Source organism: Rhizobium binae (genome assembly GCF_017357225.1).
Taxonomy (GTDB): Bacteria; Pseudomonadota; Alphaproteobacteria; order Rhizobiales; family Rhizobiaceae; genus Rhizobium; species Rhizobium binae.
The window spans coordinates 237,494-254,711 of record NZ_CP071606.1; the positions used below are offsets into that span (position 1 = coordinate 237,494).

General features: G+C 60.6%; 15 protein-coding genes and 1 pseudogene. 9 read left to right on the plus strand and 7 right to left on the minus strand.

Annotated elements, in window-relative coordinates:
- Positions 1 to 10: 10 nt before the first annotated feature.
- The 8 genes and pseudogenes from J2J99_RS25650 to J2J99_RS25685 all read left to right on the plus strand — a co-directional run.
- Complete coding sequence (locus J2J99_RS25650; RefSeq protein ID WP_168301370.1) at positions 11 to 916, plus strand: LysR family transcriptional regulator; 906 nt, start codon at positions 11 to 13, stop codon at positions 914 to 916.
- Positions 917 to 1,094: 178 nt separating this feature from the next.
- Positions 1,095 to 2,039 (plus strand): ABC transporter permease, encoded by a 945-nt coding sequence (locus J2J99_RS25655; protein WP_168301369.1) that lies wholly within the window; start codon positions 1,095 to 1,097, stop codon positions 2,037 to 2,039.
- Positions 2,036 to 2,854 (plus strand): ABC transporter permease, encoded by an 819-nt coding sequence (locus J2J99_RS25660; protein ID WP_168301368.1) that lies wholly within the window; start codon positions 2,036 to 2,038, stop codon positions 2,852 to 2,854. Before J2J99_RS25655 ends, J2J99_RS25660 begins: the two co-directional genes overlap by 4 nt.
- A complete protein-coding gene (locus J2J99_RS25665) occupies positions 2,851 to 4,479 on the plus strand; it encodes an ABC transporter ATP-binding protein (protein ID WP_168301367.1) in 1,629 nt (542 codons plus the stop codon). Before J2J99_RS25660 ends, J2J99_RS25665 begins: the two co-directional genes overlap by 4 nt.
- A gap of 1 nt (position 4,480) precedes the next feature.
- Positions 4,481 to 5,344: a serine hydrolase gene (locus tag J2J99_RS25670; RefSeq protein WP_168301366.1), complete on the plus strand. Its 864-nt coding sequence runs from the start codon at positions 4,481 to 4,483 to the stop codon at positions 5,342 to 5,344.
- 23 nt (positions 5,345 to 5,367) lie between these two features.
- Positions 5,368 to 6,912 (plus strand): ABC transporter substrate-binding protein, encoded by a 1,545-nt coding sequence (locus tag J2J99_RS25675; protein ID WP_168301365.1) that lies wholly within the window; start codon positions 5,368 to 5,370, stop codon positions 6,910 to 6,912.
- A gap of 134 nt (positions 6,913 to 7,046) precedes the next feature.
- Positions 7,047 to 8,495 carry a M20 family metallopeptidase gene (locus J2J99_RS25680; protein ID WP_168301364.1) on the plus strand — a complete coding sequence of 483 codons (1,449 nt, stop codon included), beginning with the start codon at positions 7,047 to 7,049 and terminating at the stop codon, positions 8,493 to 8,495.
- A 153-nt stretch (positions 8,496 to 8,648) separates the two neighbouring features.
- Positions 8,649 to 8,836: pseudogene (locus tag J2J99_RS25685) on the plus strand (IS3 family transposase); the annotation flags it as partial.
- Positions 8,837 to 8,901: 65 nt separating this feature from the next.
- Here J2J99_RS25685 and J2J99_RS25690 read toward each other — a convergent pair.
- Genes J2J99_RS25690 through J2J99_RS25700 form a run of 3 tightly spaced genes read right to left on the minus strand, consistent with a single transcriptional unit; the run spans position 8,902 to position 11,927 of the window.
- Positions 8,902 to 9,933, minus strand: a complete 1,032-nt coding sequence (locus J2J99_RS25690; RefSeq protein ID WP_168301363.1) for an L-idonate 5-dehydrogenase — start codon at positions 9,931 to 9,933, stop codon at positions 8,902 to 8,904.
- A 25-nt stretch (positions 9,934 to 9,958) separates the two neighbouring features.
- Positions 9,959 to 10,726, minus strand: a complete 768-nt coding sequence (locus tag J2J99_RS25695; protein WP_168301362.1) for an SDR family oxidoreductase — start codon at positions 10,724 to 10,726, stop codon at positions 9,959 to 9,961.
- Between the two features lies 1 nt (position 10,727).
- Positions 10,728 to 11,927: a mandelate racemase/muconate lactonizing enzyme family protein gene (locus tag J2J99_RS25700; RefSeq protein ID WP_168301361.1), complete on the minus strand. Its 1,200-nt coding sequence runs from the start codon at positions 11,925 to 11,927 to the stop codon at positions 10,728 to 10,730.
- Between the two features lie 196 nt (positions 11,928 to 12,123).
- Here J2J99_RS25700 and J2J99_RS25705 point away from each other — a divergent pair, with 196 nt between their 5' ends.
- Entirely contained in the window at positions 12,124 to 12,801 is a 678-nt protein-coding gene (locus J2J99_RS25705; RefSeq protein WP_246735438.1) for a GntR family transcriptional regulator, read from the plus strand.
- Between the two features lie 23 nt (positions 12,802 to 12,824).
- Here J2J99_RS25705 and J2J99_RS25710 read toward each other — a convergent pair whose 3' ends face one another.
- The 4 genes from J2J99_RS25710 to J2J99_RS25725 all read right to left on the minus strand — a co-directional run bounded on the left by J2J99_RS25710 (position 12,825) and on the right by J2J99_RS25725 (position 17,041).
- On the minus strand, positions 12,825 to 13,967 hold the full coding sequence (locus tag J2J99_RS25710) for an ABC transporter ATP-binding protein (RefSeq protein ID WP_168301359.1): 1,143 nt from the start codon (positions 13,965 to 13,967) through the stop codon (positions 12,825 to 12,827).
- Positions 13,968 to 13,979: 12 nt separating this feature from the next.
- Complete coding sequence (locus J2J99_RS25715) at positions 13,980 to 14,810, minus strand: carbohydrate ABC transporter permease (RefSeq protein ID WP_168301358.1); 831 nt, start codon at positions 14,808 to 14,810, stop codon at positions 13,980 to 13,982.
- Complete coding sequence (locus tag J2J99_RS25720; RefSeq protein ID WP_168301357.1) at positions 14,810 to 15,727, minus strand: carbohydrate ABC transporter permease; 918 nt, start codon at positions 15,725 to 15,727, stop codon at positions 14,810 to 14,812. The genes J2J99_RS25715 and J2J99_RS25720 overlap by 1 nt, the downstream gene beginning before the upstream one ends.
- A 93-nt stretch (positions 15,728 to 15,820) precedes the next feature.
- Positions 15,821 to 17,041, minus strand: a complete 1,221-nt coding sequence (locus J2J99_RS25725) for an extracellular solute-binding protein (RefSeq protein ID WP_168301356.1) — start codon at positions 17,039 to 17,041, stop codon at positions 15,821 to 15,823.
- Positions 17,042 to 17,218: the final 177 nt, after the last annotated feature.

Here is a 17,218-nt window from a genome sequence, read left to right on the forward strand (position 1 = left end):
TCGCAAGCGCATGAATATCAAGCAACTGGAAGTCCTGCGTACACTTCTGGCGACAGGGTCGACAATTGCCACGGCAAAAACAATGGGGCTCAGCCAGTCCGGCGTCAGCCGCCTGCTTCAGCAGCTCGAGACAGATCTTTTGATGTCGCTTTTCGTACGCGACAAAGGCCGTCTCGTCCCGACCCCCGAGGCCTTGCTCCTTGCCCGCGATGCCGAGAACATACTGCTGGCAGTCGATCGGATGTCGGGCCACGCGGAGGATCTGAGAAGCGGTGCCGCCGGCCCGGAGATTGTTCGCGTTGGCCTTCCGAGCAGCATGTGGGAGCATTTCGCGCCGGCAATGCTGGTCGACTACATCAGGGATTTCCCCGGTGTGCGGATTGAAACCTTTTTCGAGACGACGACCGCGATCAACAAGCTCGTCGAGCAGAGAGTGATCGATTTCGGCTTTTTGCGCATGGAGGGCGAGAGTGGTCCGGGCATCGAGGTCGAGCGGGTCGCGACCGGCGAAAGCGTCTGCGTCGTTCCAAAGGATCATCCTCTTGCGAAGCTGGAGGAAATCACGGTCAGGAATTTGCGCGACGTGCCTCTCATACTGATAGGCCGCCAACGGCCGAACCGCATGGCACTCGACCAGACCTTCCGGCGGGCCGGCGTCAAACAGATCGTCAAGATCGAAACGCATACCAACAGTTCGGCCTGTTCCTATGTCGCGCATGGTCTCGGGGTCACGATCATCAGCAGCTTCTATGCGAATCTCTATCGCCACCTGCCGGTGGTTCACCGTCCTTTCGTGCCACGCGCCACCCAGGAGTTCGGATTGGCGAGGGCGGTTGCCACACCGCTCTCGATTGCCGCCCACGCTCTGAGTGACGCCTTGAAGCGACAGATCCAGATGTCACAAAAAGACATTTGAATTCAAATTTTTAGCCTGAATTTTGACTCGAACGCAACCGCCTGGGTTGCGACCGCATTCCGCATAGACTTATGACGAAATCGCATAATATTGCGGATATTTCTTCATTCGATCATAGTCTATGGCAACGAAACCGATGGCGCCGGGCACTCTCCGTCGCCCATCGCGGGGAACAAAAATGCTGAAATTCATTCTGAACCGCCTGCTGATGGCATTGCCGACGATCGTCCTCGTTTCGGTGACCGTCTTCACGCTGATCCGCTTCATACCCGGCGATCCGGCCGCACTGATGCTGGGTGATATGGCTGAGCCGGCGCAGATCGCGGCGATGCGCACGGAACTCGGCCTCGACAAATCGCTGCCGCAACAGTTCCTGATCTGGACCGCCAATGTCGTGCAGGGTGACTTCGGCCGCTCGATCGTCAATGACGAGGCGGTGCTGCCGCTCGTCGCATCGCGTTTTCTGCTCAGCGCCGAAATTGTCCTCGTCGCCGTCCTTCTGGCGAGCCTCATCGCCGTGCCGGCCGGTGTCATCGCCGCCTGGCGGCAAAACAGCCTGACGGATCTGGCGCTGGTCGGCACGGCCACGATCCTGCTGTCGGTCCCGACATTCTGGCTCGGGCTGCTTTTGCTGCTTTTTTTCGGCTTGAAACTCGGCTGGTTACCGGTGCTCGGCTATGTCTCGATCGGCAGCAACGTTGCCGGCGGCCTGGTCTACCTCGTGCTGCCGATCATGACCCTGGTCATTCATGAGATGGGTGTGTTGATCCGCATGGCGCGCGCCTCGACGCTGGAAGTGCTGCGTCTCGACTATATCACCCATGCCCGGGCCAAGGGGCTTTCCGAAAGCGCCGTCCTCTGGCGGCACGCCTTCAAGAACGCCTTCGGCCCGACCTGGACCGTCATCGGCCTGATCCTCGGCAATCTGCTCGGTGGCATTGCCGTCATCGAGACGGTCTTCACCATTCCGGGGCTCGGGCGACTGATGGTCGACAGTATTTTTGCCCGCGATTACCCCGTGATCCAAGGATGTCTGCTGCTCGTCTCGCTTTCCTATGTGCTGGTCAATTTGGTCGTCGACCTGCTCTATCCCTTGTTCGATCCGCGGGTGGTCGCCGAATGAAAAACGTCACGTTCAACGGCTTCATCGGCAGCATTCTGATTGCCGCATTGCTCATCTCCGCTGCGATCGGCCTGTTCTGGACCCCTTATGATCCGATGAAGCTCGGCTTCACGGCACGGCTGGCGGCGCCAAGCAGCGCCCACTGGCTCGGAACCGACGAATTCGGCCGCGACGTGCTCAGTCGCCTGATCGTCGGCGCCCGGGCAAGCGTCTGGATCGGCACCTTGACGGTCGCATTCGCGACCGTCTGCGGCACGCTGATCGGCCTCGTCAGCGGTTACGCCCGCGGTTGGATCGATGCAGTCATCATGGCCGTCAACAATGCGCTTCTCGCTTTTCCCGGCATCCTGCTGGCGCTTGGATTGCTCGCCGTCTTCGGCGCCAACCAATATGGCATCATCTTCGCACTGGGCATTGCCTATTCTCCCTCGATGGCCCGCGTTGTCCGGGGCGCCGTGCTGTCGCTGCGCGAGCGGGAATTCATCGAGGCTTCCAAGGTGATGGGCAATGGCGAGCTCTACACCATGTTCCGCCATATCCTCCCCAATTGCGTCGCCCCGATCACCGTGCTGGCGACCTCGATGTTCGGCTGGGCGATCCTTTCGGAAAGCGCGCTCAGCTTTCTCGGTCTCGGCGTTCCGCCACCGGCGCCGACCTGGGGCAACATGCTGGCCGCCGGCCGGCCGTTCATCGAGCAGGCGGTCTGGCTGGGTCTCTTCCCGGGCCTGGCGATCGCCCTGACGCTCCTCGGCATCAATCTTCTGGGCGACGCTCTTCGGGACAAGCTCGATCCGCGGATGAGGGGACTGAAATGACCAATGAAACGCTTTTGAATGTCCGCAACCTGTCGCTTCAGGTCACCGGGACCGGTGTACAGGTCGTCAAGAAGGTCAGCTTCGACATCGCCCCAGGCGAGATCTTCGGCATCGTCGGGGAGAGCGGATCGGGCAAGACGCTGGCAACACGCGCCCTGATCTCGCTGCTGCCGGCGCCGATCAAAGTGATCGGCGGCTCCGTTGCCTATAAGGGGCGCGACGTGCTTTCGATGAGCGCTGCGCAATTGCGTCAAATGCGCGGTGCGGAGATCGGTGTCGTCTTCCAGGAGCCGATGACCTCGCTCAATCCCTCGATGACCGTCGGCCGCCAACTCGAAGAAGGGTTGCAGCTGCATACGAGACTTTCGCAGGAAGAGCGGCGCAGCCGGATCCTCGACATGCTGAACCGGGTCGGGATCCGCGATCCCGCCGGAGCGCTCACGTCCTATCCGCATGAATTCTCGGGCGGCATGCGCCAGCGCATCATGCTGGCGTCGGTCATGCTACTGAAACCGGCGCTGTTGATCGCCGACGAGCCGACGACCGCGCTCGATGCCGTGATCCAGCGCGATGTCATGGAACTGATGGTGGAATTGACGCAGGCGGAAGGCACCGCCGTGCTGCTGATCAGTCACGATCTGCCGATGGTTGCCCGCTACACCAACCGCATCGTCGTCATGGAAAAGGGCGGGATCGTCGAACAAGGACGCACTGCCGATCTGCTCGACGCGCCGCAGCGCGCCTATACGAAGAAACTGCTTTCCTCCCTGCCGTTTCGCGGAGAGACGCGGATGATCGACAAGACTAAGGCGCCGATGGTCTCGGCGCGGGATATCGTCGTCGATTATCCCGGCCGGCGGTCGCTGATGAAGAAGGCAGTGCCAAAGCGGGCGCTGCATGGCGTCAGCATCGATATCCACGAAGGCGAAGTCGTCGCGCTTGTCGGCGGTTCGGGTTCCGGCAAGACCACGCTCGGCCGCACCATTGCCGGGCTGGTCCGGGAGAGCGAAGGCGATATCCGCTTCAAGGGACGCAGCCGCGACGACGACTGGATGGACTATCGGCTGAATTGCCAGATGGTGTTTCAGGATCCTTATTCCTCCCTCGATCCGCGCATGACCATCATCGCGCTTGTGGAAGAGGCGCTGCGGCTCGTTCCTGATCTCGACGCCGCGGCAAAGCGCAAGCGCGCCATGGAGACGCTGGAGGAAGTCGGGCTTGGGGCCGACTATGCCGAGCGCTACTCACATGAGCTTTCGGGCGGTCAGCGCCAGCGCGTGGCGATTGCCCGCGCGATTGCGCGCCGGCCGAAATTCCTGATCGCCGACGAACCGGTATCGGCGCTCGACGTGACGGTGAGGGCGCAGGTGCTCGAACTCCTGTCCGATCTGCAAAAACGCTACGGCTTTTCCTGCCTGTTCATCAGCCACGATCTCGGCGTGGTCGAACAGGTGGCCGATCGCGTCGTCGTCATGCAGGACGGCCGGATCATCGAGGAGGGCGATCGCGATACCGTTTTCGACAGTCCGAAGGAGGCCTATACGCAACGGCTTCTCTCGGCCATCCCCGCTCTGGACCACAATGCTCAGGGTGGCGTGATCCTCAAATGGCGCCTGGAGAACTGATATGACGACGATGATTGAATCCGGGAAGCTTGCGGAGCGATTGAACGCGATCTGCGATGCCCAGCCGTTCGTAACGCGCTTCATGGTGCGTGCACTCGGCAGCGGTGAAACGATCGGCAGGGGCGCCGACGAGGAAACGCCCTCGGCCAGCACCCGGAAGACCTCGATCATGATGGCGGCCTTGAAGGCGGCGCATGAAGGCCGCCTGGATCTGGACGAACGGATCACCTACGAAAAGCGTTTCGCCGAGGAAGTGGCGAGCGGGATGTTCCGCTATCTCAGCCCCGGTATCGTCATATCGCTGCGCGATGCCATCACCGGCATGATGGTGCTGAGCGACAATGTCTGCACCAAGATGGTCTTCGAAAGGCTGACGCTCGAAGAGGTCGACAATTATTGCAAGTCGATCGGCATGACGGGCACCAACCATCGCTTCCTCATCCCTCCCTTGGCGCTGTCGCCCGATCATTCATTGAAGGCAGTCACCACGACGACGGCGCGCGATCAGGTCTATCTGCTGCAGACCATCCTGGACGCGCAGGATTCGCGGGAGGCCGCCGACCGGCTCGGCTGCTCGCAGGCGTTGTGCGCCTATGCCCTTCAAACCCTGAAGAACCAGATCCTGCGTTATGCCATTCCCTCCCGGCTGCCATTCGGCGTGCTCGTTGCCCACAAGGGCGGCACGGGAAAGCGCGGTCGCATGAATGCCGGTATCGTCTATTGCGACGGCTCCCCCTTCTACATCATCGCCGCCTATACCGACCACGTGCCGCAGGAAATGCCGGACGGCACCCCCGGCTATACGGTCGCGCTTGAAACCATCGGCAGGCTTTCACGCGCCTGCTGGGATGAACTCCAATCCTGACAATCCAAAAAGAGGGTAGAACAATGCATAAGCTTCTTCTTGCCGGCACCATGCTGATGGCGATGACCGGCGTGGTCGATGCCCGCGACATCGTCGTGGCGCAAAGTTCCGATCTGCGCAGCGCCAATCCGGGCGTCAATCGCGACGGCAATACCGATGGCGTCATCCTGCATATTGTCGAAGGGCTCGTCGGCTATGCCAACAATGGCGAGGTCAAGCCGCTGCTGGCAAAGAGCTTCAACGTCTCGGCCGATGGGCTGACCTACAGCTTCAAACTGCGTGACAACGTCAAATTCCACAACGGCAAGAAATTGACCGCCGATGAGGTCGTGTGGAACTGGAACCGCTATCTCAAGCCCGAAACGAAATGGACCTGCCTTCCCGATTTCGACGGCAGCGGCAACGTCCATGTCACCGGGGTTAAGGCAGTCGATCCTTCCACAGTCACCATCACGCTGGAAAAGCCATCGGCGGTTTTCCTTGGCCTGATGTCGCGCCCCGAATGTGGTTACACCGGGATGATCTCGCCGGAATCGGTCGGCGCCGACGGAAGCTTCATCAAGCCGATCGGCACCGGTCCCTTCAAATGGGATGAATGGAAGAAGGGCGAGTATATCCATCTCGCCAAGTTCGACGATTACGTCTCGCCCCAGAATGACGGCAAACCCGACGGCATGGTCGGCTCCAAGCGCCCTCTCGTCGACGGCATCAAATTCATGGTCATTCCCGATGCTTCGACCGTAAAGGCCGGCCTTCAGTCCGGCGTGCTTGATACCGCGGAGATTTCGCCGGATCTCATTCCCGAATTCAAGACGAGCGACACGATGCAGCTGATCGTGGCGCGCAACAACGGCAAAAACCTCTTCTACATCCAGACGCGCGACAAGCTTCTGGGCAATCCCGGCGTGCGCCGGGCCATGGCGATGGCCCTCGATCTCGACCAGCTCGTCGAGGCCGCGTCCAATGGTACCGGTACAGCCAACGGTTCGATGGTTTCGCAGGATTCGCTCTATTTCGACGATGTCCAGAAGCAGCATCTGCCCTACGATCTCGACGCAGCAAAGAAGGAGCTCGCGGCAGCCGGCTACAAGGGCGAGCCGATCACCATCATCGCCAACAAGCGCAGCAACGTGCCAAGCTTCCCCGCCGCGGTGATGGCGCAGGCGATGATGCAGCAGGCAGGTCTCAATGTGCAGATCGAGGTGCTCGACTATGCGACGCAGGTCGATCGCCGTCGCTCCGGCAACTATCAGGTCATCTCGCAATCGGTCGCGCCGCGGCTCGATCCGGCGCTGATGTACGGCTTCTATGTCGGCAACAAGGACAAGAACGCGTCCTTGATGTGGGATGACCCGAAAGCAGTCGAGCTGATGAAGGCCGCTTATTCGGAGCCCGACCAGACGAAGCGTCAGGCGATCTTCGACGAGTTTCACACGCTGATGCTCAAGGAAATGCCGGGCATCTTCCTCTATGACATGGTCGATGTCTGGGGCGCGACCAAGAAGCTGAAGGGCCAGCCCGTCTGGCAATCGAATGCCCGTCTTTGGGAAGTTTCGCTCGACAATTGAGCCTGAACTGCCGCGCCCGGTGGGTCGGGCGCCGTGATCCCACGGCGACAGTCAACAGGAGATCCGGCAGGCAACCCTGCCGGGTCCCGTGCAACACGTCCCTGTGGCGGCAGGACAGACAGCGAGGAAATGCCATGAATCTTGACGCGTTCAATTCCATTGTCGCGACGATCGAAAAGATGAAACCGGATTATATCGCCCTCAGCGACCACATCTGGGAATTTGCGGAGCTGAAATTCGAGGAGCGGCGTTCCTCGCAATTGCTGGCAAGGACGCTCGAGGAGAACGGCTTTGCCGTGCGTCGCGGCGTCGCAGGCATGGAAACCGCCTTCATCGGCGAATTAGGCAGCGGCAAGCCGGTGATTGCTTTCCTCGGCGAATTCGATGCCCTCGCAGGAATGAGCCAGGCCGCCAACTTGGCCGAGCCTCGTCCTGCAACGGTGGGAGCGACCGGCCATGGCTGCGGGCACAATCTGCTTGGCGTCGGGTCGCTGATGGCGGCGGTTGCGCTTGCCCGCCACCTCAAGGAGTACAATCTGCCCGGGACGGTGCGTTATTACGGCTGCCCGGGAGAGGAGGGCGGTTCCGGCAAGACCTTCATGGTTCGCGCCGGCGCATTCGATGATGTCGATGCCGCCCTGACCTGGCATCCGGCTCCGTTCAACGGGGTTCGCTCGACGAACAATCTTGCCGTTCTCGAATATTACTATCGCTTCAGGGGTGTCGCGGCACATGCCGCCAACAGCGCCCATCTCGGCCGTTCGGCGCTCGATGCGGTCGAACTCATGAATGTCGGCGTCAATTTCTTGCGGGAACACATGCCGCAGGATTGTCGTGTTCACTACGCGATCACCGACACCGGCGGCAGGGCCGCCAATGTCGTGCAGGCGAGCGCCGAAGTTCTCTATCTGATCCGGGCGCCCGACATGCCGCAGGCGCTTGCGCTTGCCGGACGCGTCGAGAAAGTTGCACGCGGTGCGGCCATGATGACCGAAACTGAGGTCGAGATCGTGTTCGACACCGCCTCGACCAACCTTCTTCCCAACATCACGCTGGAAACGGCGATGCACGAGAACATGGTCGCGCTCGGGCCGATCGCCTTCGACGAGGCCGATATCGAATTCGCCAGGAAAATCCAGGCCACCTTCACACTGGAAGCGATCACGAGCAGTATCCGCCTCTATCAAATCAAGGGCGACGTGTTCTCCAATGCCAGGGTCGATGGCTCGACGCCGTTGCACACCGGTCTGCGCGATTTCGAGGGGCAATCGCATTTCCGGGCCGGATCGACCGATGTCGGCGACGTCAGCTGGGTGACACCGACCGCGCAATGCTGGGCGCCGGCCTGGGCGATTGGCACCAGTCCCCATACCTGGCAGGTCGTCGCGCAGGGAAAAAGCCCGGCCGCGCACAAGGCCATGGCGCATGCGGCCAAGACGCTTGCGACGACGGGCCTCGCCTTGATTTCGTCATCCGACCTCCTGGCGGCCGTGACGGCCGATTGGCAGGAAAAGACCAGCGGCAAAGCCTATCTGTGCCCGATCCCCGACGATGTAATGCCTGCATCGGTTCATAACCGGTAACCCTTTCCCGTTCGTCGGATGGTACCCCGGCGAACTGCATCCAACCCGCTCGCAGCACCCCATGAAAAAGCACTAAGGGTATGGAAGTCGAAAGCGCGGAACTGAGGCATTCACCGCTTTCGAACCTCCAACACGTCGGAAAAGGCAACGAATGAGCAGGCCCTTCATGAGCGGCGTCCCGTTCATGGCGGCGGCCTCGTCCATCACAGCGATCGCGGTGTCCAATACGTCTCGATCAAGTGTTCGGAGCGACTGGCGAGGCGTGCATCGAGCCTTCTGTCGGAAGCGTCGGCGACGGCTACGACAACGCGCTCGCCGAAACGATGAACGGTCTCTACAAGAACGCCGCTCACATGGCGTTCCGTCAGCGGTTAGGACTTGCCTCCGCAAATCTTTATCCACTGCCTTAGAATGCGATTTGCACCTTAAGCGCACTATCACGCTGGTTGGCAAGTTTGAACGCTGCCGTCGCCTCTTCAAATGGCAAGACGGCCGTGATCAGCGGGCGTACATCAATCATGCCACTGCCGAGTAAATTGACGGCATCGACAAATTCGTGGTGGAAGCGGAAGGATCCCAGCAGCCGGACTTCGCGCGTGATGACCGCGTTAATCGGGAGCGCAAATTCTCCGCCAAGGCCAAGTTGCACGACCGTTCCTTGAGGGACCATCGCCGGCAGCGCCTGCTGCAAAGCCACAGCGCTTCCGGATGCTTCGAAACACAGGTCGAAGTGACCCTTGCCGGCAGCGTAGGCTGCGAGTGCATCCGGTTCGTCACGCACATTTATGATGCGGGTCGCCCCACAGCTCTTCGCAATGTCGAGAGGGAAGGTGCTGAGATCGGTCACGACGATATCGCGAGCCCCGCCGAGACGGGCGAGTATCGTCACCAGAGCGCCGATCGGGCCTGCGCCCGTCACCAGAATACGCTTGCCGAGCAGAGGGCCAGCAATCCTGGCGGCATGCAGGCAGACCGCGAGGGGTTCGGCCATGGCGGCTTCTTCCAGGGAGGTGTCGCCTTCAAGTCGGATTGCCTGTACTGCCGGTATGGTCACACTCTGCCTGAACCCGCCCTGATCGTGTGGAAAGCGCATTGCGCTGCCCATAAAATGCATATTCACACAGTGGTTTTGCCTGCCTGCCTGACACTGCTGGCAATCACCACATGCCCGGCTGGGATTGACAGCGACGCGCGTTCCGACGGCCATTCCTTTGACCTCTTCACCGATCTCCGCGATCACGCCGGCAATTTCGTGGCCGAGTACCATCGGCTCGCGCAGGCGAATTGCCGCCGTGCCGCCGTGGTTATAGTAATGGAGGTCCGAGCCGCAAATGCCGCCCGCTTTGATGGCGACGCGCACTTCCCCGCGCTCGGGTTTTTGCAGAGCATATTCCTCAACACGGAGATCTTTTGGGGCGTGGAGAACGACGGCGCGCACGGCTTTGCCTTTCAGTGGTTGGCTACTAGAGAACGGACATCATGCCGCCATCGACATAGATGATCTGGCCATTGACGTAATCCGCAGCCGGGGAGGCGAGATAGACGGCGGTACCGGCCAGTTCCTCGGGCTTTCCCCATCGCCGGGCGGGGGTGCGGGCTTTCACCCAGCCATCGAATTGCGGATTGTTGACGAGGGCTTCGTTCATATCGGTAAGCATGTAGCCCGGACCGATGGCGTTGGCTTGGATGCCGAGTTCGCCCCATTCTGCTGCCATTGCCTTGGTCAGCATTTTAATTCCGCCCTTTGCTACCGTATAGGGGGCGACGGTGGCGCGGGCCAATTCGCTAGTCAGGGATCCGATGTTGATGATCTTGCCAAAGCCCCGCTCCGCCATGCGCCGCGCCGCCTCCCGGCCAATCATGAAGGCGCTGGTGAGGTTGGTGTCGATGACGCGTCGCCAATCCTTGGTTTCCAGTTCCAGCATTGGCTTGCGGAACTGTATGCCGGCATTGTTGACGAGAATATCGATGGCGATGCCGCGTGCGTCGAGCGCCTGAAACGCATTGATGATTGCCGCTTCGTCTGTCACGTCGAAGGCAAGCCCCTCCGCCGATATTCCCTGGGCTCGCAGAGCCGCCACAGTTTCATCGAGACGATGGGGATCGACGCCATTCAGCACCAATTTTGAGCCGGCGGCGGCCAGGCCTTGCGCGATGGAGAGGCCGAGACCGCGGGAGGACCCCGTTATGAGGGCCGTCCGGCCTGATAGATCGAAAAGATTGAGGGACATCTCACACCTCCGAATAGCGGGTCGAAAGGTCGGGGCGCTCGAACACGCTCGGTAGCAGTTCCGTGCCGAGACCCGGTCCTTCCATCGGCAGGACGTGGCCATCCACGATCCTCGGCAATTCGGTCACCAGTTCCTTGTACCAGCCGGTATAGAAGGCGCGCACCGATTCCTGGATCATCGTGTTGGGCTGGGAGAAGGAAGAATGAACGGCCGCAACATAGGCCACCGGCCCGGTGCAATCATGCGGCGCGTAGGGGCGGTGATATGTATCGGCAAGGGCTGCAATTTTGCGCCCCTCGGTCAGGCCGCCGGTCCAGACGAGATCGGTCATCACAATGCCGATGGCGCCCGATTCGAGCATATCCTTATAGGGGAAACGCGATCCCAGCGTCTCGGAGGCGCAGATCGGGACACAGGTGGAGGTGGCCAGTTCGCTGAGGGCGGATACAGAATTCATGCGGATCGGGTCTTCGTACCAGGTCGGATCGAAGGCCTCGAGTTCACGGCAAATGCGCTTGATTGTCGGCAAGTTCCACAGGCAATGGAACTCGACCATGATCCGCATCCGGTCGCCGACGCGCTTGCGGATTTTCTCGAAGGGCGACAGTGCCGTCCTCATCTGCTCTGCAGTAATGAAACGCCCGTCATTTTCGATGGCTGCGGGGTCGAACGGCCAGATTTTCATGGCGGAGATCCCGTTCTCCAGCAGGTTTTCCGCGAGGACACCGGCATCGGACATGAAGGCGCCGAGATCCTCATAGGGACCGTCGCCCGCGCCCATGTTCCAGGTGTCGACGGGCTTGATGCGGTTGGAGCGGACATAGCCGTAGCCCGCGCAGGTGTTGTAGACTGGCACGCGCGCATGGCAAGCGCCGCCGAGCATCTGGTGCACGGGCTGGCCGCAGACCTTGCCGAAAATATCCCACAGCGCAAGATCGATGGCCGAGGCGGCGCGATATTCCGCGCCGGTGGAGGCCTGCGCCAAGGGCAGATTGACCAGTTCCCGAGACAACGCCTCGATATGCAGCGGATCGTGGCCGAGGAGCCGGTTCGCCAGAACATCATGAATATGGGACTCCACGGAGCCGGCGCCATAAAAGGTCTCGCCGAGGCCGATAATGCCGACATCCGTTTCCACATGGACCCAGAGGACGTTGGCGAATTCTTCCAGCCGGAAGGTGCGAATGGCGGTGATTTTCATGGCATGATTATCCGATACTGGTCTCGCGGCAGGCGGCCGCGGCGGATTGATGGTGGATTGAGATATTTCTTGATATGTTACATATCGCCGGTAACGACCGTCCCGGTCGTCGACAACGCGAAGGTTTGGCATGAGCGAGCGCAGGAGCAGGGAAAAATCCGCGGGGGGAACGGTCGGCCGTGGCCAGATCAACCTGATGGAGGTCGCTTATGAGCGGCTTGAACAGCTTATTATCAATTGCGATCTTAAGCCCGGCTCGTTCCTGTCGATCCAGGATCTGCAATCCATGACCGGCAGCAGCCGCACCCCCATCTATCACGCCGTCGGCAGGCTGGCGACGGACACGCTGGTCGTCATTCACCCCCGCCACGGTGTGCGCATCGCGCCGATCGATCTCGCCCGCGAACGGATGCTGCTCCAGCTTCGCAAAGATCTGGAACGCTTTGTGCTGCGGCTGGCGGTCGAGCGGGCGACGACGACCCACCGCACGCAGATCATGCATGTGGCGCGCACAATGCGCAGTCATCGCGATGCCATGACGATGGCCGAGTTCAACGCCTTTGACAGCCGTATTGACAAGCTTATCCTCCAGGCCGCCGCCGAGCCGTTCCTCGAACATACGCTGCGGCCGCTGCACACGATCTTCCGGCGCATCGGCTGGATCCACCACCTGCATATCGGCGCTGAGCAAAGCGTGCTGCGCAGCATCGACGCGCATTTGGCGATCCTTGATGCCGTGGCGACGCGGCATATCGATCAGGCTGTTGCCGCCTCTGACGAGCTTATCGAGTTTGTCGAGGCGATGTTCGATCAGATCGAGCGCGACATCGATCCGACCGTCCTCGACTGCACCATCGAACCCATCATGGGTTGACAGCCCGTGTGTCGAGCCCTGCCTCATCCGCGCAGCCTCTCTCCGGTCGTGGCGGCAAAGACAACAGCCTGCGTCGGATCGAAGCTTAGCCCCACGACATCGTCGACCGTGAGATCCGTATAGCCCGGCACGGTAATCATGACGGCGTCGATGGATTGATCGGCCTCATGGGCCGTGCGGGCTTCGTCGAGCCGCACGCCGATCACCGATTCCGCGCCGATATGCTCGACCATGACAACGCGGCCGGGGGTCGCGCCCGCCTTCGGGCCGATCGAAATTGCATTCGGCCGGATCCCGAAAAGAATGTCGGCCGGCGCGCCGAAGGTCTGCGGAAGGCGAAGCTGGCTGCCGCCGAAGGTCACCGTGTCCTGGGAGAGCCGGGCATGGATCAGGTTCATGGGCGGCGTGCCGATGAACCTGGCGACATAGGTATTCGCCGGATCGGTGTAGATTTCGCGGGCCGTGCCGAATTGCTGGATCACCCCGTCGCGCATCAGCGCGATGCGCGTGCCCATCGTCATCGCCTCGACCTGATCGTGGGTGACATAAACGAAGGTTCCACCGATCTCGCGATGGAGCGCGGTGATTTCGCTGCGCATGGAAGTGCGCAGCTTGGCATCCAGATTGGAAAGCGGCTCGTCCATCAGGAAGACCTGCGGTTCGCGGACCATGGCGCGGCCGAGCGCGACGCGCTGCCGCTGCCCGCCGGAAAGGGTCCGTGGAAAGCGGTCCAGCATTTCGGTCAGCGCGAGAATGCGCGCCGTCTTTTCGACCTTTGCCACCACGTCCGGCCCGTTCTCAATGCGGTTGCGCGCCATTCGCCCGATGACCGGCAGATGGTACCACCAATGAAATTGCTGCATCAGAAGCGGAAAAGTCATATTCCGGCGTACCGAAAGATGCGGATACAGTGCATAGGACTGGAATACGAAGGCCATGTCGCGCTGGCCGGGCGGCAATCGGTCGACCCGACGCTCACCAACGACGATTTCGCCGCTGCTGATTGCTTCCAGCCCGGCCAGCATGCGCAACAGGGTGGATTTTCCACAGCCGGACGGACCGAGGAGCACGAGGAATTCCCCGTCATCCACCGTGAAATCGATGTCGCGGATGACCTCCTTGGCGCCGAAGGATTTGGTGACGTTCTTGAAGCTAATCGAGGACATGGTTTACTCCGGTCAACCCTTGACGCTGCCTGCCGTCATGCCGGCGACCACGTAACGTTGTGCAAAGAGGTAAAAGACGACGGCCGGCAGCGTGTACATGACGCCGACAGCCATGACCGCATGGATGGGCGTGGACAGTTCACCGACGAAGCTTGCAAGACCGACCGAGGCGGTACGCAACTGCTCGCTGCTGATCAGCGTCTGGGCGAAGACATATTCGTTCCATCCATGGAAGAAGGCGATGACTGCAGCCGCAGCCAGCGTCGGCGCGATGAGCGGCAGGACGATGGCCAGCACGACATCGATGCGCGCGCAGCCATCGATCCGGGCCGCTTCCTCCACCTCCAGGGGAATGCCGTCTATGGCACCCTTGATGATCCAGGTGATAACAGGCACCACGAAGGCCGTATTGGCGAGGACGAGGCCGAGCAGGGAATTCAGCAGGGAAAGCTTGCCGAAGATCGCGTAGAGCGGCACCACCAGCATGGCCTCGGGCAACATCTGGGTGGCGAACAGCGCAAATCCGAGCACGGCAAGGCCCGCAAAGCGAAAGCGTGACAGCGTGTAAGCGGGCAGAATGGCGAGCAGAATGCTTAATACGGTCGTTCCGGCGGCGACCACAAAGCTGTTCCAGAGCCATCTGGCGACCGGGATCGTCCGGAAGACATCGGCGTAGATGCCGATCTGGCCAAGATCGGGCAGAAGGCCCGGCCTTTGGGCGAAGAGTTCCGAAGAGGGTGTCGTCGAGGTGACTACCATCCAGTAGATTGGAAAAACGGCAAGGCCGAGCAAAGCAAGTACGGCAAGAGGCCGCAGTGTACGGGAAAGGGGCGAAGCATTCATCAGCGTTTCCCTTGCGCCCGCTCGGCGGCGAGCGTGACCTTGAAGTAGATGACGGTGACAACAAGGGCGACGGTGAGCCCGATCATGCCGATGGCTGCGGCCGAACCGAGATCGCGATAGACGAAACCTTGCCGGTAGAGTTCGATGACCATCGTATTGGTTGCGCCGATCGGGCCGCCCTGGGTCATCAGCCAGATGAGATCGAAGCGGCGCAGTGACCATATCGTTACGAACAGAACCAGCATGAACACGGTCGGCTGGATGGTCGGCCACACGGCCGTCTTGAAGATGCTGAAGCGATCCGCGCCATCGATGGCGGCGGCCTCACGCAGTTCCTGCGGCACGCCTTGAAGGGCGGCTAGAATGACCACCGACGAGAAGGGGAAGATCTGCCAGACCGTTGTGAACAGGATGGCCGGCAGCGCGAGCAACGGGTTGTCCAGCCAGTTCTCTGAACCGAAAGGCAAGGATAACGCCCGCAAGGCATGGTTGAAAATGCCGTATTGCGCATTGAACATCCAGGTAAAGACCAGCGCCACGGCCACGGACGGGGCCGCCCACGGTACTGTCACCAGCGCACGCGCGACGCCACGCCCGATAAAAGGCGCATCCAATAGCAGAGCGGCGAGAAGGCCGAAGCCAACCGCAAACACCACACAGCAGATCGTATAGATCGCTGTGATCCAGAGCACGTTGCGCAAATCGCCCGCTTCGAACAGGAAGGCATAATTATCCAGCCCGACGAAGGGATTGTCGCTCGGCGTCAGCAAATCGGTCGTCGTGAAACTGAGATAGAATTCCTGCGCCAGCGGGTAGAACTGAAAGAGGATGAGATAGATCGCCACCGGTGCGGCAAAAAGATAGGGAGTCCAAGGATTTCCGTCGAGACGGGCCTCTGGCGGATGCAGTTCGGCCATTGCCTTTCTCCTCACAGGCGAGCGTCATTGTCCGAGTGACGCGGCTTAGGAAGGGGTGACCGATCACCGGGTCACCGCCGTTGTTGAAGGTTTTCAGCGCCGGACGCGCCGTTCGGCCAGCGCCTGTGCCTTGTCCATAGCCTGTTGCGGCTCGACCCCGCCCTGAAGCACCTGCAGGACCTGCTCGAGCACGATCTGCTGAATTTCCGGCGTCTTGTCCTCAAAACCGGGAACGACCTGCGGAAGCGCGTTTTCCATCGCTTTTGCATAGGCGGCAAGCCAGGGGCGTGCGGCGAGCTGTTCCGGCGTCAGCGCAACGTCCGTGCCGACATTGGTTCCCATCGCTTGCAAGAGGGCGCTCTGGTTCGCGGGAGCATAGGCCCAGTTGAGAAACTTGGCGGCGGCTTTCGGTTGCTTGGAGTTCGCATTGATGACGAGCGCCGTCATGATCAGACCCTGAGCTTTGTCCGGGAAAGGCGACGGGGCGACCTTGAATGGTAGATCCGGCGCGTTCTGGTTGAAGATGGCAGCAACACCACCATTATCGACGTTCATCGCGATCTTGCCTTCCCAGAACATGCGGCGATAGGTGGCTGCATCGGCCCCCTTCGGAATGATTTCGGCATCATAGACCGCCTTGTATGCGGCAATACCGGCAACCACATCGGGGCTATTTAAGGTCAGCTTGCCCTTGCCGTCGCTCCAGCGACCCTTGAAACCGTAGACGAAGTTCGTGACGTCCTGCCAGAAACCGGCGCGTTCGGCCATGGTGGCGCGATAGGCATAGCCGAAATGGCCATCCTTCGTTTGCTCCTTCGCGGCCTTCAAAAAGGTCTCGAAATCAGCAGGCGGCTTTGCGACGAGCTTTGTGTTGTAAAGAAGCGCGTAACCGGTCGTATCGAACAGCAGCCCGTAGCGCTTGTCACCGACCTTCATGAAGCGGTCGGGGGCGAGAAATTTGAAATCGCCCTCGTTGATCAGACCGTCGAGGGGCAGAAGCCGGCCGGACGGAATGGCGGCGAAAAAGTCGGTCTGGTCAAAACGGATAAGGTCCGGCCCTCCACCGCCGCCCATCTGCGTGAAGACGGTATTAGCCAGGCTTGAAAATGGAATGGCGACCGGCTCGACCTCTACTTCGTCTTGGCTTTTGTTGAAGGTGTCGACCCAGGCGCGGACCCGATCACCGCGACCGGCCTCGGCGAAAACCGCGGCGGCGAATGTCACCTTGTCCTTAGCAAGGATCACGCCGCCATAGCCGACTGTCGCGAGAACAGTCGTTGTCGCAAGCGCAATACTTCTAATAGCTTTCCTCATGGTTCTCTCCTCCTAGAGCCGTGTCAGCAACGGTTCTCCCATATCTGCCCTCGCTGATGCGCTATAATATGTCGTGATATTTTACAAGAGTCAATCACACCGAGCTGTAGCAGCGAAGCAATTGTTATTAGGATCGAATTTCGGACTTTGTGCTTCGCACGCAGCTCGTAGACGTGC